Raw genomic sequence first — 15,771 nt, 5'->3', positions numbered from 1 at the left:
ATTAATATTAAATTATTTATACACCAGACAATACCTCTGTTTATTTAGTCTGACGTTTCTTGTAATCCTCAAGCAGCTCCTTAAACAGCTTATCGTGCTCAGGATATGCCTTTCTGATAAACACAAGCTTGTTGTTGCCATCCAACAGGCAATGTGAGCTTGTACAAAGTGTCCTGAGCTCGCCTGTCTTCTTGTCCACGATCTCATATGAAAAGCCTACACGGACACCTGTATACTCCGAAAGGCTGACATGTATCAGCACGTCATCGCCAAAGTGGCACATGCTCTTATACTCAGCCGTTACACCAAGCACAGGAATTATATATCCGTCATCCTCTACAGACTTGTAATCCCAGCCTATCTGTGTCATCCAGTCCAGCCTTGCCTCCTCAATCCATCTGATGTAATTGGAGTGGTGTACTATCTGCATCCTGTCCGTCTCATAATAATAAACCGATCTATCATATGGCTTGATCTTACTCATATCTATATCTATCATTTATTTCACCTGATTTCTGACTTACTTCCAGTCATTTTCCTTGATCTCAACACGTCTTACCTTGCCGCTGATGGTCTTTGGCATCTCATCAACGAACTCGATAACTCTAGGTCTCTTGTAGCTTGCGATGTTCTCCTTGAAGTATCTCTTGAGCTCCTTCTTGAGGTTCTCATCGCCAACTGTACCCTCTGTGAGAACGATAGTGGCCTTTATTGCCTGACCTCTTGTGCTGTCAGGTACTGATGTAACTGCACACTCAAGGACATAAGGTATTCTCATGATCTCATTCTCTATCTCGAAAGGTCCTACTCTGTAGCCTGCAACCTTGATGATATCATCCACACGTCCAACGAACCAGAAATATCCATCCTCATCCTGGTAAGCCGTATCACCTGTGTGATAGAAGCCGTCATGCATAACCTCGGCTGTTCTCTGTGGATCCCTGTAGTACTCCATGAACAGTCCGTCCGGCGCACCGTCTGCGATGTTGATGACGATCTCACCTGTCTCACCAGGTGCAGCAAATGTTCCATCTGCCTTCATGATCCTCACGTCATACATTGGGCTTGCCTTACCCATTGATCCCGGTCTTGGAGTAGTGTTCTCAAGGTTACCAATGGTAAGAGTCGTCTCTGTCTGACCAAATCCTTCATATATAGTGAATCCTGTCTTCTCCTTGAATACGTCAAATACCTCAGGGTTAAGTGCCTCACCCGCCGTTGTACAATATCTGAGTGATGAGAGATTGTACTTACTCATATCCATACGGATAAGGATCCTGTACAGTGTTGGAGGTGCACAGAATGTTGAGATATTGTACTTCTCTATAAGCTTGAATATAGTGTCCGCACTGAATGTATCAAAGTCAAATACGAATACACAAGCCTCGCACAGCCACTGTCCGTAGAGCTTGCCCCAGAGAGCCTTGCCCCAGCCCGTATCTGAAACTGTGAGATGAACCTCACCAGGCTTATTGCAGTGCCAGTATTTTGCTGTGATGTAATGTCCAAGTGGATACAGATGATTGTGTGCAACCATCTTTGGATGCTCTGTTGTTCCCGATGTGAACATGACGAACAGTATATCATCCTTTCCTCCTACGGCATCCTCGCCTGTAGGTCTTGGAAACTCGGTGCTGCACTCCATGATTCCCTCATCGAAGAAGTTCCAACCTTCAACCGAATGATTCACAACGATCTTTGTCAGCTTGTCATCAGCAAATGTATCTATGGACGCCGTGATTCCATCATCTGATGTGCACACAACCGCTGATACGCCTGCTGCCTCGATTCTATACTGATAATCTGTCGCCTTTAATATATTTGTCGCCGGTATAGCTATGGCACCGATCTTGTGGAGAGCCATCATGGTGAACCAATACTGATAATGTCTCTTTAACACGAGCATTACCTTGTCACCCTTCCTGACGCCCAGGCTCTTGAAGTAATTGGCTGCCCTGTTGGAATAATCCTTGATATCCTGGAATGTAAATTTCTTCTCGATCGTTCTATCCTTTGATACATAGATGAGTGCTGTCTGATCAGGCTCCTTCTCTGCCAGAGCATCCATTACGTCGTATGCGAAGTTGAAATTCTCGCTGTTGGTGAACTCAATCTTGCTGAGGACTCCGTTCTCATCGAGGGCTGACCTCACAAACTTTCCTGCTATTCCCTGCTCTGGTCTCATTTCTGTTGACATTCTTATTTCCTCCATAAACTATAAGTTCTGATAATATATATGGTAAAACGGCTTTTCCGCCTTTTAACACCGGCGATACATGCCGTTTTTTATCACATTATGTATTAACTTAGTATAAAAAGTCTTCTAAGTTCGTATTTCTATCTAGCAATCAAAATAAACGTTACTTTAATGTGCGTTTTCAATTAGCTTCACACGTAGTTTCGATTACTACATCCATATATTATCATATCTCTTTGTCATGTCAACAGAAAAATAAAAGTTTTAATTTATTTTCACATATCGGTACTACATTTTGACTGTACAGTTTTGGTCTGTCATCCACAAAAATAAGGCGGGCAGCGATGGATCTCCCCGGATAAATCCAGTTTCATCTCCATCGCTGCTCGCCTTATTTTTCTTATTAATTCTCTTATTATTTCATTATATATACCGCAGTATCTACTGATTTTGTCCCCGATTGGAATCCTGTGTCTGCTCCTGACTATTCCACTGAAGTCTCTTCTTTCGCATCTGTGACTTGTAGACAAGTATCGCCGTAAGCACCGATACGAACACAAATATCAGCACGCATATCACAAATATCAATCCTGTTGCCATGCCTTTGTCCTCCATGCACTAATCTCTCACCATATCGATCTTGTCTGCGCCCTGCTTCTCAAGATTTTCTGTGATGTTGATATCCGTAGAATTATCAAGAGCTGTCTTTCTGTCACGCATCGCCATGTTCGGATCCCTGTGTCTTGAAGGGCCACCCACACAGCCGCCCTCGCACGCCATACCTTCCATGAAGTCATCCTGGAATCTGTTGAACTTCATGAGGGTCAGTGCCTTCTTGCACTCCTCAATGCCATCACACTTGCACACCTTGACCTCATCCTCACAGCCAAGCTCCTTCATGCTCTCAAGGACTGCCGCTGTGACTCCGCCTGCATTTGCAAATTTCTTGCCGAACAGTGTGGACTGGTCGTTATCTTCAGCCTCAGGCTCAAGCTTGACATCCTTGGCCCTCAGCATGGCTCTGATCTCTCCGTATGTCAGCGCATAGTCCGCAGATTCCTTCTCTCCGGCTGCACTCTCGGCTTTCTTGCCGATACAAGGGCCGATGAATACTGTGACGGCATCCTCATAATTCTCCTTGATATATCTCGACACTGCACACATAGGTGATACGGTCTCAGATACCCTGTCTGCCAGCTCAGGGAAATGCTTCTCCACAAGAAGCTTGAATGCAGGACAGCAGGAGGTTGTCTTCTTCCTGCCCTCTGCCTTGGCCTCCATCCATTCCTTCGCCTCTGCCATGGCTGTCATGTCGGCACCAAGTCCCACATCCACCGCATCGTAGAAGCCTATCTTCTTCATGGCTGTTCTCCAGCTCGCCATGGTGATATCCGCACCGAACTGTCCGTATGTGGCAGGTGCGAACATGGCAAATACCTTCTTACCGGCTCTCATGTCATTTATTATATCTACTATATAAGACTTTGATCCGATCGCACCAAATGGGCACTTGTGGATACATGAACCACAGTCTATACATTTGTCCTTGTCTATGACCGCAATACCTGTTCCATTCTCAGCCACAGATATGGCACCAACCGGGCAGCTCTTGATACATGGACGCATCAGATCTGCAATGGCATTGTACGGACATGCCTTGGCACACTGTCCACACTCCTTACACTTTGATGGGTCGATGTAGGACTTGTCACGTCCCATGCTGATGGCACCGAAACGGCACGCCTGCTGACACGCCCTTCCCATACACTTCTGACAGTTATCGGTTACTACGTAACGTGAAATAGGACATCCTTCACAGGCAGAGTTGATGATCTGGACTACATTCCCATCATCCTCTGTTCCAGGGGCTTTGCCCTCGGCAAGTCTGATCCTCTGTCTGATGACCTCCCTCTCTCTGTATATACAACATCTGAAAAATGGCTGTGGACCGGGAACCATCTTATATGGAAGATTGTCCCTCTCATCATCCAGCCTGCCTTCATACGCAAGCTTTGCCACCTCATAAAGCACCTCGTGCTTTACCTTTAATAATGTAGCGTCATTTGTAATCATGTGTTAACCTCTACTTATATATATTGTGGATCTTCTGTCATAGCAATCACTACGCATATGATCCAGTTGCTGATCGTATCACTCTTCCCATTCAGATCCAGTTATAATCTCCACCCGTTATAGCCAGGCTGAACAATGCATCCATCTTCTCTACCTCTTCTACGCCCTCTACGATACGCATGAGTTTTGCAGTTTTCTCCTCAGCATCTATCGCACTACCTCCATTTATAACATAATTTTCGTTCAATAACAATCTATGCAATTGACCAAAACCATTTATTTTCATTTGAGGGCAGTTATGCTATAATAAAAAACACTTTTAAATATAGTAATCAATCTTTTATATAAGGAAGGCGAAATACAAATGTACAAGATCAATTTTTCAAAGCCAATCAACGTCCATTTCATGGGAATAGGCGGAATAAGTATGAGCGGTCTCGCAGAGATACTTCTGAAGGCCGGATTCAAGGTTACCGGATCAGATATGAAAGCATCTGAGATCACCGATCAGCTTGCCGACATGGGAGCGCTTATCAACATCGGTCAGTGTGCATCTAACATAACAGACAACATAGATCTGGTCGTATACACAGCAGCCATACATCCTGACAATGAAGAGTTCAAGGCCGCAGTGGAGAAGAACATTCCTATGCTCACCAGAGCCCAGCTTCTCGGCCAGATCATGGAGAATTACAAATATTCCATAGCCGTCAGTGGAACCCACGGCAAGACAACAACGACTTCCATGCTGTCCTACATCCTCATAGATGCGGACACCGATCCTACCATATCAGTCGGAGGAATCCTCGACAGCATCGGCGGCAATATCCGTGTAGGCAAATCTGAATACTTTGTAACAGAAGCATGTGAGTACACCAACAGCTATCACGCATTTAAGCCTTTTATCAGTATCATACTGAACGTGGATGCCGACCACCTTGATTTCTTCAAGGATATAGATGAGATCGCTGAGTCATTCCATGTATTTGCCACCAAGACTCCAAAGGAGGGCCTGGTCATCGTGAACGGCGATATGAAGTATTATGATACCGTTGTCAGAGACCTCGAGTGCCGCGTGGTAACATTTGGAAAGGGCGCACAGAACAAATATTCAGCACACAATATACGATTCGATGACTTCGGCCATCCAACCTATACACTGGTTGTGGACGGCAAAGAGATCACTGACATAACACTCAAGGTATTCGGTGAGCACAACGTATACAACTCACTGTCAGCCATAGCGGCATCCCTTGAACTTGGAATCTCCATAGATGTCATCAAACAGGGACTGTCAGAGTGTGTCGGTGCCGAGAGACGTTTTGAGTACAAGGGAACCATCCTCGACAACGTGAGAGTCATGGATGACTACGCTCACCATCCAACTGAGATAGCAGCCACACTGAAGGCAGCAAAGAACACAAGCTACAACGAACTGTGGTGCGTATTCCAGCCACACACCTACTCAAGAACCTACGCTCTGTTCGATGAGTTTGTAGACGCACTCAAGGTATGTGACCACGTCATCGTGGCAGATATTTATGCAGCCCGAGAGAAGGATACCGGACTTGTCTCAGCAAAGCAACTCGCCGAGAAGATCGCCGAGACGGGTACTGATGCGTTCTATCTTCCATCTTTCGACGATATAGAAAATTATCTCTTAAAAAATTGCAAAAAAAATGATTTGTTGATAACTATGGGCGCCGGAAACGTCTATTCTATCGGAAATGACCTGATAAAAAATTAGTTATCCACATTATCCACACAGCTCTGTGGGAAAGTTTTCCCCACAGAGCTTATATTTTTTTGTTGACATAATTTTTACAGAAATATTACAAAGCCCTGTTAAACTATGACTTTTGTATTTTTATGTCTCTTTTTCGTCCACATTATCCACATTATCCACATCCCCACCATTTTTCCCAACCGACTGTATGTTCTGTTTGCATTCCAAAAAGTTCATGTTATAATGCATTTGCGCTAAGGGAAATGCGCTATTTCAGGAGTATGATCAAGGAGTTTTTTGACATGAGCTACATTACTATTACAACAGAAAAAAACGAAACATATTCCTCTATATCAAACTTTTTTATAGACTATTACATGACCTCCGCCAGCGGAGAGTTTGTTAAGGTATATCTGTATCTGGTCAGACTTATGTCTTCCAGTAAACCCGTGTCTGTCGCCAACATAGCAGATCATTTTAATCTCACAGAGAAGGATATTTGCAGAGCCATAAAATACTGGATAAGCCAGGATGTTATGAAGCTCAACTACAACAAGAAGAAGGAGCTTACAGGAATAACTCTTCTCCCTCTTCACGACAAGGGCAGCTCCTCCGACAGCGGAGTTGACGACCTCTCTATTCTCGGCATGGATTATTCCACCGGGGATGACGATAACAACAGCGAGATCACGGCGACGATCACAGATGAAGACAAGGCCGAGGTGCCGGAGCGCACTCTGCCTGACAAGATAACAGTTACACCAGAATTTCTTAGGAAGAAACAGGAGGACGAGGTTCTCTCTGATATTATGTTTGAGACAGAGGCATATTTTGGCAGACCGCTTTCCATGCCTGAATCAGAAAGTCTCATATACATATACGACCAGCTTGGCTTCTCCCAGGAGCTCATCGAATATCTGATCGAATACTGTCTGACCATGGGCAAGGCAAGCTTCAGATATGCGGAGACCGTAGCCATAGCATGGTATGAAAAAGGAATCGACACGGTTGACAAGGCCAAGGCAGACAGCTCCGCCTACAACCCATTTTACAGAAAGGTCTTCTCTGCACTCGGAATACGCAGAAGCAATCCTACCAGCATAGAGACCGCATACATTGACGCGTGGACAGGTGAGATGAATTTCTCAGAGGATCTTATCCTTCTGGCATGTGAGAAGGCCATAATCTCCAAGCCACAGTCCGCCAACTTCGCATATGTCAATGGAATTCTTGAAAACTGGCATAAGAATGGTGTACAATCCATTAGGGATGTCGAACTGCTCGATCAGGAGTTCCTCAAGAAGAAATCAGCGGCCACAGCGCAGCCTGCAGCCACCAGGAATCCGAATGGATTTGCGAACTTCAAGCAGACAGACATGTCCAACCAGTTGGACAAGCTGGAACAGATGCTTGCAGATGAACTCAATCTTGACAAGAGGTAATATATACATATTATGGGCAATATAAATTATGATGATATTTTGTCCCGGCTGAGCAGGATCAGACAGGACAATCTTCGCAGACAGGACAACAGAAAAGCTGAGGTATATGCCAGGATCCCTCGTATAAAGGAGATCGACGATGCCATCGCCCACAGTGCCGTCCAGGCATCAAGGGCAAGGATACTGCATCAGGAAGTGGATGAAGAAGCACTCTCCATGAAGAACCACGCTCTCCGCGATGAGAAGCATCAGCTCATGGCACAGACCGGATACCCTGACGATTATCTGGCACCGATATACAACTGCCCCGCATGCAGAGACAGCGGATATGTAGATGGTAAGCCATGTTCATGTCTGAAACACATGGTCATCAGCCAGTTGTACCAGCAGTCCACCATAGAGAAGGTGCTGGAGACGGAGAATTTTGCCAGCTTCAATCCTGATTTCTACAGAGATGAACACATTGCTGGCTACAATTACACTCCTTACCAGAATGCACAGAGTATATTGTCTGCATCAAGACAGTTCACAGAGAATTTTCAGGACAGCAGACCGGGCATTCTTATATATGGAGAGACCGGAACAGGCAAGACCTTCCTGACAAATTGTATCGCTAAGGAACTTTTAGACAAAGGTTATACAGTTTTATACTTGTCGGCGATAAATTTATTTGATAATATCTTACAGGACATTATAATAAAGGGGGGTCATGAACCGCATCAGAAGATGCTGTATGACTACATATATAACTGCGATTTTCTTATAATTGACGATCTGGGCACAGAGTACACCAACTCATTTGTCCTGTCTCAGTTATTTGAGATTATAAATACGAGAACTATCAAGAGACAGTCTACTCTCATTTCTACCAATCTTGATCTGCAGGAATTCAAGAACAGGTATACAGAGCGTATCATGTCACGAATAGTTGATAGCTATCTCATCTTCAATCTCTACGGAGATAACATCCGCTATGTAAAAAGAATGAAAAGCATAGCCAGGAACAAAAGGTAGACAACGAAAGCAGATTAGGAGGATTTTTATTATGCCAGACGATAGCAAGTTGGAAACAATACCTGTAGGAAGCTTAGGAATCATTGCTCATAAGAGCATTGTACCTCTCGGAGAGAAGGTCGATTCTTATATCGTAAAATGGAGAAAGAACCGTCAGAACGAGAACAAGTCAAGCATCGTATTCCACGGTTACGAGAAGGACTCTTACCTTATCAAGGCAGACTGCCCTAGATTTGGTTCAGGTGAGGCAAAGGGTATTGTCAACGAGTCAGTCCGCGGTAAAGACATATATATCATGCTTGATGTAGGAAACTATAGCTGCACATACACCATGGGTGGCCAGACTCAGAGAATGTCTCCTGACGATCACTATGCTGATCTGAAGAGAATCATCTCTGCCATGACAGACAAGCCTAGAAAGATCACTGTCATCATGCCTTTCCTGTATGAGAGCCGTCAGCACAAGAGATCAGGACGCGAGTCCCTCGACTGTGCAGTTATGCTCCAGGAGCTTCAGCAGTATGGTGTAGACAACATCGTTACATTTGACGCTCATGACCCACGTGTTGTAAATGCTATTCCAAAGAGCGGTTTCGAGAACGTAAAGCCTACTTACCAGTTTGTAAAGGCACTCCTCAGATCAACTCCTGATCTTGAAATAAACAACGATCACATGATGGTCATATCACCTGACGAGGGTGCTATGCACAGAGCGATCTACTTCGCTAACCTTCTCGGTGTAGATGTAGGTATGTTCTACAAGAGAAGAGATTACTCAAGAGTTGTGGACGGACGTAATCCTATCGTTGCCCATGAGTTCCTCGGTGATTCAGTTGAAGGCAAGGATGTTATCATTATCGACGACATGATCGCATCAGGCGAGAGTATGATAGATGTTGCCAAGCAGCTCAAGGCAAGAAAGGCTAAGAGAGTATTTGCACTTGCTACATTTGGTCTCTTCACCAAGGGTCTTGAGGTATTTGACAAGTGTCACGAGGAAGGTCTCATTGAGAAGGTCATCACAACCAACCTCACTTATCAGCTTCCTGAGCTTGCAGACCGCGACTGGTATGTATCAGCCGACATGAGCAAGTACATTGCACTCATTATCGATCACCTCAACCACGATGCATCTCTCAGCGATCTTCTTGATCCATCAGAGAGAATCAGTGCGAGAATTGCTGAGTACAAGGAGAAGCACACTATCTCAGATAACTACGAGAATTACTAATATACAATTATAGACTTACAAAAAAGACCTGCGGAAGCTCACCTGATACATACCATGTATCGCAAGCTTCCGCAGGTCTTTTAATTATTTATTATTAGAAACTTTCTACAATGTCACCACATTGCATGCTATATGAATATCCTCAAGTCTGTTAACCAGATCCTTATCGGATGTAAGCAATATCGTCTGCTCCGTGTTCACCATACTCATCGCCTTGAGCACTCCCGTGAGCTGACTCTCATCGGTCACATCTATCACATCGTCCAACACAAGTGGCATTTTCTCGTTGTTAAGTATCTCTGCAACAGCCAGCCGCACAGCCAGATACACCTGACGAACGACCTCATGTCCCAGGAATTCCGCCCTGAAGAAATGGTCATCCTTTTTCACTGCAACATGCATCTCATCATCGAGCTTTGCCTCCTGATACTGTCCACCGGAGAGTGCGCTAAGAATATCCGATACTCTGCCGTCTATACCGGCAAACAGTCCTGAGAACTCCTCCGATATGTCCATTATGGTATTGATAGCCTTATCTATGGCCTTCTTCTCAGTCTCAAGAACATCATAGTCCGCAAATATGGCGTCTCTCTTCTCCTTGAGTTCATAATAGGCATCCCTCTTCTCTATGGCATCATGCTCCTGGAACTTGAACATATCAAGCTTCCTGTCATGCTCCTCCTGAAAAGCTCTGTCTATCTCAACTCGAACCGTCCTTGACTCAGTTGCTCTTCCCATCTCGTATATGGTTCTCCTGAACTCTTCCTCTGACGGAAGCTTATCACTGTCGAATGCACCTTTCCTGAACAATCCATCTATGATGGTTATAGCAACAAACGCAATCGTACATATCGTGAATAGCTGCTGTATGGACTTCTGAAAACCAACAAGGTGAACCACCAGCATGACCACTGCAACAACCAGTATTCCTGTTGCCATTATGACAAATATATTGTCCGTCAGCTTCTTGTCCTTCTTCTCCTGCTTCTTTTTCTCCTTCAGCTCGTCCTCATCATCTATAGCTTCAACCTCAAGGAATATTCTGCTTCGCTCCCTGTCCTCATCCTCGTCAGGGATCTCAGCATCCTTTTCATTCACAAGCTGCCTTGCCTCCCTCTTCAAACGTGCGATCTCCATATTATAAGCATCAAGCTCCTCACGTCTGGCAGTTCGGATGTCTTCAAGCTCCTTATCAACTTCACCCAGCTCATCCATCTGGGCTTCCAGATCTTCTATCTGAACCAGATACTTCTGATTGTCATATTTCTTCTTTTCATTCTCAAGATACGCCACTGCGTCTGCTCTGTTTATTCCGCTGCAGCCCGTCTCCTTCATATTCTGAAGATACTTCTCGAGTCTGTCACACAAAGCTTTGTCATCTCCGCCCATCTCCTCCGGCGGATCAACACACATTGCATCCACAAATGTGCTCTTGTCCATATCAAACAGGACACCTCTGTAGGAATTCTTAGACACAAGTCTCTCATCCTTCCCGCTCTCTATATCAGTGAGCGTTGCACCGTCCGTGGACATGTTGAAATTTCTCTCCATAAGATGACTCTTTCCAGCATTTGTCACTTGTGCCTTTCCGGCATATCCATTTCCACCGGATGGCTTTCTTAATGCAAAATTGTCTCCCCGGGATCCAAGGCCCTTGGTTTTATTCATACCATACAGTATACCGGACACAAAATCCCTGATCGTACTCTTGCCGGCTCCGGGCTCTCCATAGAGCACATTCAAGCCTTTGTCCAGCTTTATTTCTTTGTTATTGAATTTTCCAAATTCTTTCAAAAAAAGTTTATTTATATACATTACTTTTCTCCAGTTGCTATGATCGCCTCAAGACCATATTCAAGTGCCTTTTTGCTGACCTCGTCATCCTCACCGGACAACTCAGCGATAAATCTTCCAAGTACATTGTGCTCATTGTCCCTCTTGAGACCATCAGCATTGTACTCGAACATCGTATTATCCACAACCTCATATATCTTGTAATCCTGAGACACATCATCAAACTGAGGTCTCACTCCGCGCCCCTTCTGGCCCTTCAGGATAACCCGATATATGTTCTGCGTTCCCATCTTATCGATCTGTTTCAGAACAGCATGCTCGATCTGTCTGTCAGTATATTCCGGCTTTATCTCAAGTCCAAGGTTGATGTAATTCCTGCAGGCAACAGGCTCCCACTTTATCCTTGTCTCTCCGTTTATTATCTGTCCATAAATAAAGCCATGCTTTCCTGTGTCAGAAGGTGACAAAGGCTCCGGCGATCCCGGATATGCCATACGGTTCTTCACCATGTGCTTCGGCTTTCTCAGGTGTCCGAGTGCCACATAGTCAAATCCTGTGTCAGCCAGCTTTCGGAAATTAAATGGACTGTGGCTGGCATCTCCTCCATGCATGAGAAGTATATTGACAGCGCCTTCCGTCTGGGCATCTATCCCCTCTGAAAAATCCTCCGTGTATTCCGTCTGTCCATAGCTGAAACCGGTCACACAGGTATTTATATCTTCAAAATACGCATTGCTGAACTCCCCAGCCGGAAGAAGCACTGTGTTCGATGTGAACTCATAATTCTCCGATGGAGATCCACTTTCAATGTAATCACTACTGCCCGCAATGATCACCGTTCTTGTATTTGTAAGTTTTGCAAGTCTGGCATCAAGCTTTGCAAGATCCGCAGCCTTCGGCGCACTGTGATACAGATTTCCGGCAATGAGAAGCAGATCCACCTTTCTCTCCTCCGCAATTTCCAGTATCCTGTCAAATGTGTTTTCTATCTCTTTCGCGCGGATGTCACTCCAAGGCTTTCCCTTGTCAGGAATCATCCCCAAATGCACATCCGAAACATGAATAAATCTCATATCCTAACCTCTAATCTATAGTTAAACTGCCATTTTCTAATAGCCCACACTTAGTCCACTATTATACAATCATCAAAAGTTTAACCCAAATCAGAGAAAAATACAACATAAGCTATGTTAAAACTTTGTGACATGCAGATACTTCTCCCTCGTTGCAAGCCCTCCTCTTATATGTCTCTCCGCCTTGTTGGCATCCAACACCACCCTGGCCTGGGCCGCCAGCATGGGTCTTATACGGACCAGCCGTTCCGTTATATCCTTGTGCACCGTTGATTTGCTTATACCCATCTTGTCCGCTGTCTGTCTCACAGTCGCCCTTGTGTCTATGATATAATTTGCCGCTTCGATTGCCCGCTCTTCTATGTAATCCTTCAAAGAAAAAGCCCCCGCATATTCTGTTTTTACAGTCTATGCGGGGGATCTGAATGCTATGAAAGAACAGCCAGAGTTTTGTTTATTTTATACTATTTGGATATTGGGAATCTCACAACAAATCTTGATCCTATATCCGCTCTGGATATTACCTGTATGGTACCTCCATGGGCATCCACGATCCATTTAGCGATGGACAGGCCAAGGCCCGAGCCCCCAGTCTCATTATTCCGGGCCTCGTCCGAGCGGTAGAATCTGTCAAATATGTGGGCCAGATCACCTGGATTCATTCCGGTTCCCTCGTCCTCTATCATATAACTGACATAACCGGGCTCCTCTTTTACACCGAGTATTATGGCCGTGCCGGGTTCAGAATACTTCGCCGCGTTCTGGACAAATATCCTGACGGACTGCTTGATCATCGCCACATCGCCGAGCACACACGCCTCATTCTCAGTGCCCCGGAACTCATATCTGTGGCTCTCGTCTATCATCATGGACTCCTCCCACACTTCACTTACCATGCGGTTGAGATCGGTTTTCTCCATGTTCAGGTGCTGCCTTCCACTGTCGCCCCTTGCAAGGAATAACAGCTGTTCCACAAGCTCCTTCATGTGCTGGGATTCATTTTTGAGTGCCTCTATGGACTCTCCCAGAACCTGTTCATCCTCCTTCCCCCAACGGTCGAGCATGTTCACATATCCCTGGATCACCGCGATAGGCGTCCTGAGCTCGTGGGAAGCATCCGACACAAATCTCATCTGACGTTTCTCATTCTCCTTCATATTCCTGAGCAGATTGTTGAGCGCGATCTCTATACTCTGAAGATCCTTGTCTCCGGTATGTATAACCTGCTCGTCGTCATCCGCGGACAGATGGGATATGGCTTTCTCCAGATCGTCTATCTTGTTGTGATCCATAGGCTCCTTGCTGAGTTTTTCCGCCGTCACCGCCAGATCATTCAGCGGTTTCAATCTTCTTCTGACATCCGCTGTCCTGAACAACGCAACAAACAATACTATAGTCTCCATCCCCAGCAATATAACGCCCGGAATCTCTATGATATCCCAAAGGATCTTAACGTCATATCTGTACTTCTTCTCATCTGACCCTTCTATTATATATTCATACGCTCCGCCATCTTCATTTTTCTCAACGTAATATCTCATTCCACCCACGCCCTGTGGCAGCTGTTTCCTGCCCCACACAGCAAATACACTTACAATAAGAAAGGCAATGACGATATCTATAAGTATCACATTGCCCAGTTCTTTGAGCCAGAAGCTCATGTTGATCCTTCTGGCTATCGATGACATTCTTTTGTTTTCGTTAGTTTTCTTTCCCATGTATTTTCTCTCTATCTATGCGTATCCGTGTCATGCGTTGCTGGCTTGTCACATATCTGTCTGCTCTGCTACGATATCCGGCTTGTCACATATCTATCTGCTCTATCCTGGCATCCAAAATGGTCATTCTTTGATAACATATCCGACACCTCTGACGGTGGTGATCAGCTTAACTCCAAATCTGTCATCTATCTTTGTTCTCAGATACCTCACATACACATCTATGATATTGGTCTCTCCCAGGTAATCATATCCGCACACCGCATTCAGCAGCTTTTCCCTGTCCATAACGATGTCCTTGTTTTCCATGAGCGTCCTGAGCAGCTCAAATTCCCTGTTTGTCAGCTCAACTATCTCGCCGCACACTGTAACCTCATGCCTGTCGGTGTCCATGCACACTCCACGGATCTCTATCCTGTGTGTGTGAACCTCCGCAACTCCGCGTCTCTTCAACGCAACCCTTATCCTGGCAAGCAGCTCCTCTATGGCAAATGGCTTGGTGAGATAATCGTCTGCACCGGCATCAAGACCAGATACCTTGTCCATGACCGCATCTCTCGCGGTCAGCATGATGACCGGCACATCACTCTCCTTGCGGATTCTTCGAAGCACCTCCAGACCGTTGAGTCCCGGAAGCATCACATCCAGCACCACGAGGTCGAAGCCACCGGACAGAGCTTTGTCCAACCCTGTTCTTCCATCAAATACCTTCTCCGCCTCGTATCCCTCATGTAGCAGCTCCAGCTCCACAAATCTTGCAATTTTCTCTTCATCCTCCACAATGAGAATCTTCTGTGCCATATCTTTTTCCTTTCTTTTATGACGGACGCTTGTTATTGACGTCGGACTTAAGGTTGTCTACTGAGTCGGCTACTTTGTCACATGCGCTATTAAGGTTTACGTTGATGTCACCAATTCCTTCAAAATGGTACCTGCACTCACAGAAGAGACCTACAACAAGAAGTGGAAGCACTACCCAGAATGCAAGTATGAGTGCGATCACAAGCACCAGAACCGGAACGTTTATCATGGTCTGGCCTCTGCGTTCTACTATGAATGTGCTATCCACACTCTTCTTTAACACCTTGCCGCACCATTTGAAAAATTTGTCCATCATCTGTCCAAACGTCACTTTATTGCAGTCATTTGTATATGTCTGCTGTGCCTGCTCGAACTCTGTTGATGTCTGCTGCTCTGCGCCTGTGGTAAAGCTCTCCACCTCAGGGGCTTTCACCTTGTCCAGCTTCTCAAGATAAATGATCGCATCCAGCAGATCATAATCGCATGCCTCAAGCGCATTCTTTGCATCCTCGTAACTTACGCCTGTTTTTTCTCTTAACTTTTCTACCTTTTCCAGTTTATCCATAATCTTTGCACCCTTTCTCATTATCTTAGTTTCATCGTCTTCCGATGATCTGTCATCTTTCTTATCGTTTGCTGCTGATATCATCAACTGATGTTATTACTATACCAACCGATGATTAATCTAAAATATGAGAAAGA

15 protein-coding genes are annotated in these 15,771 nt (G+C 45.2%); 4 read left to right on the top strand and 11 right to left on the bottom strand.

Going from position 1 to position 15,771, the window contains the following annotated elements; translation table 11 throughout:
- Positions 1–40: 40 nt before the first annotated feature.
- The 5 genes from DW025_RS09990 to DW025_RS14860 form a co-directional block, all read right to left on the bottom strand.
- Complete coding sequence (locus tag DW025_RS09990) at positions 41–499, bottom strand: acyl-CoA thioesterase (protein WP_119999764.1); 459 nt, start codon at positions 497–499, stop codon at positions 41–43.
- Positions 500–520: 21 nt separating this feature from the next.
- The gene (locus tag DW025_RS09985) at positions 521–2,197 is read right to left on the bottom strand and encodes an AMP-binding protein (RefSeq protein ID WP_119999762.1); all 1,677 of its coding nucleotides are present in this window, start codon (positions 2,195–2,197) and stop codon (positions 521–523) included.
- Between the two features lie 441 nt (positions 2,198–2,638).
- On the bottom strand, positions 2,639–2,797 hold the full coding sequence (locus DW025_RS14865; protein ID WP_165854778.1) for a hypothetical protein: 159 nt from the start codon (positions 2,795–2,797) through the stop codon (positions 2,639–2,641).
- 18 nt (positions 2,798–2,815) lie between these two features.
- Positions 2,816–4,270, bottom strand: coding sequence for a 4Fe-4S dicluster domain-containing protein (locus DW025_RS09980; RefSeq protein ID WP_119999761.1), 1,455 nt, complete (start codon positions 4,268–4,270; stop codon positions 2,816–2,818).
- A gap of 91 nt (positions 4,271–4,361) precedes the next feature.
- Positions 4,362–4,517 carry a hypothetical protein gene (locus tag DW025_RS14860; RefSeq protein ID WP_158547595.1) on the bottom strand — a complete coding sequence of 52 codons (156 nt, stop codon included), beginning with the start codon at positions 4,515–4,517 and terminating at the stop codon, positions 4,362–4,364.
- Positions 4,518–4,634: 117 nt separating this feature from the next.
- Here DW025_RS14860 and murC point away from each other — a divergent pair, with 117 nt between their 5' ends.
- The 4 genes from murC to DW025_RS09960 all read left to right on the top strand — a co-directional run bounded on the left by murC (position 4,635) and on the right by DW025_RS09960 (position 9,683).
- Complete coding sequence (gene murC, locus DW025_RS09975) at positions 4,635–6,017, top strand: UDP-N-acetylmuramate--L-alanine ligase (RefSeq protein ID WP_015534568.1); 1,383 nt, start codon at positions 4,635–4,637, stop codon at positions 6,015–6,017.
- A gap of 281 nt (positions 6,018–6,298) precedes the next feature.
- A complete protein-coding gene (locus DW025_RS09970; RefSeq protein WP_118649665.1) occupies positions 6,299–7,438 on the top strand; it encodes a DnaD domain protein in 1,140 nt (379 codons plus the stop codon).
- Positions 7,439–7,450: 12 nt separating this feature from the next.
- Positions 7,451–8,452 (top strand): ATP-binding protein, encoded by a 1,002-nt coding sequence (locus DW025_RS09965; RefSeq protein ID WP_015534566.1) that lies wholly within the window; start codon positions 7,451–7,453, stop codon positions 8,450–8,452.
- A 31-nt stretch (positions 8,453–8,483) separates the two neighbouring features.
- Positions 8,484–9,683 carry a ribose-phosphate pyrophosphokinase gene (locus DW025_RS09960; protein WP_117550099.1) on the top strand — a complete coding sequence of 400 codons (1,200 nt, stop codon included), beginning with the start codon at positions 8,484–8,486 and terminating at the stop codon, positions 9,681–9,683.
- Between the two features lie 105 nt (positions 9,684–9,788).
- On the opposite strand, the gene DW025_RS09955 is transcribed toward DW025_RS09960, so the two are convergent.
- The 6 genes from DW025_RS09955 to DW025_RS09930 form a co-directional block, all read right to left on the bottom strand.
- Entirely contained in the window at positions 9,789–11,498 is a 1,710-nt protein-coding gene (locus DW025_RS09955; protein ID WP_119999759.1) for an ATP-binding protein, read from the bottom strand.
- Positions 11,498–12,550: a metallophosphoesterase family protein gene (locus DW025_RS09950; protein WP_119999757.1), complete on the bottom strand. Its 1,053-nt coding sequence runs from the start codon at positions 12,548–12,550 to the stop codon at positions 11,498–11,500. The genes DW025_RS09955 and DW025_RS09950 overlap by 1 nt, the downstream gene beginning before the upstream one ends.
- A gap of 117 nt (positions 12,551–12,667) precedes the next feature.
- Complete coding sequence (gene spoIIID, locus DW025_RS09945; RefSeq protein WP_055222251.1) at positions 12,668–12,925, bottom strand: sporulation transcriptional regulator SpoIIID; 258 nt, start codon at positions 12,923–12,925, stop codon at positions 12,668–12,670.
- 89 nt (positions 12,926–13,014) lie between these two features.
- A complete protein-coding gene (locus tag DW025_RS09940; RefSeq protein WP_119999755.1) occupies positions 13,015–14,268 on the bottom strand; it encodes a sensor histidine kinase in 1,254 nt (417 codons plus the stop codon).
- 123 nt (positions 14,269–14,391) lie between these two features.
- Positions 14,392–15,069 (bottom strand): response regulator transcription factor, encoded by a 678-nt coding sequence (locus DW025_RS09935; protein WP_055222256.1) that lies wholly within the window; start codon positions 15,067–15,069, stop codon positions 14,392–14,394.
- A gap of 16 nt (positions 15,070–15,085) precedes the next feature.
- Complete coding sequence (locus tag DW025_RS09930; RefSeq protein ID WP_118758395.1) at positions 15,086–15,718, bottom strand: DUF4342 domain-containing protein; 633 nt, start codon at positions 15,716–15,718, stop codon at positions 15,086–15,088.
- Positions 15,719–15,771: the final 53 nt, after the last annotated feature.

This window comes from Coprococcus sp. AF38-1 (genome assembly GCF_003603945.1).
GTDB lineage: Bacteria > Bacillota > Clostridia > Lachnospirales > Lachnospiraceae > Coprococcus > Coprococcus aceti.
This window is presented reverse-complemented; position numbering and strand designations above follow the sequence as displayed.

Excerpts from the sequence above, each read along its gene's own strand:
- DW025_RS09990 (WP_119999764.1), bottom strand. The coding sequence starts at position 499 with ATGATAGATATAGATATGAGTAAGATCAAGCCATATGATAGATCGGTT.
- DW025_RS09985 (WP_119999762.1), bottom strand. The coding sequence starts at position 2,197 with ATGTCAACAGAAATGAGACCAGAGCAGGGAATAGCAGGAAAGTTTGTG.
- DW025_RS14865 (WP_165854778.1), bottom strand. The coding sequence starts at position 2,797 with ATGGCAACAGGATTGATATTTGTGATATGCGTGCTGATATTTGTGTTC.
- DW025_RS09980 (WP_119999761.1), bottom strand. The coding sequence starts at position 4,270 with ATGATTACAAATGACGCTACATTATTAAAGGTAAAGCACGAGGTGCTT.
- murC (WP_015534568.1), top strand. The coding sequence starts at position 4,635 with ATGTACAAGATCAATTTTTCAAAGCCAATCAACGTCCATTTCATGGGA.
- DW025_RS09970 (WP_118649665.1), top strand. The coding sequence starts at position 6,299 with ATGAGCTACATTACTATTACAACAGAAAAAAACGAAACATATTCCTCT.
- DW025_RS09965 (WP_015534566.1), top strand. The coding sequence starts at position 7,451 with ATGGGCAATATAAATTATGATGATATTTTGTCCCGGCTGAGCAGGATC.
- DW025_RS09960 (WP_117550099.1), top strand. The coding sequence starts at position 8,484 with ATGCCAGACGATAGCAAGTTGGAAACAATACCTGTAGGAAGCTTAGGA.
- DW025_RS09955 (WP_119999759.1), bottom strand. The coding sequence starts at position 11,498 with ATGTATATAAATAAACTTTTTTTGAAAGAATTTGGAAAATTCAATAAC.
- DW025_RS09950 (WP_119999757.1), bottom strand. The coding sequence starts at position 12,550 with ATGAGATTTATTCATGTTTCGGATGTGCATTTGGGGATGATTCCTGAC.
- DW025_RS09940 (WP_119999755.1), bottom strand. The coding sequence starts at position 14,268 with ATGGGAAAGAAAACTAACGAAAACAAAAGAATGTCATCGATAGCCAGA.
- DW025_RS09935 (WP_055222256.1), bottom strand. The coding sequence starts at position 15,069 with ATGGCACAGAAGATTCTCATTGTGGAGGATGAAGAGAAAATTGCAAGA.
- DW025_RS09930 (WP_118758395.1), bottom strand. The coding sequence starts at position 15,718 with ATGATATCAGCAGCAAACGATAAGAAAGATGACAGATCATCGGAAGAC.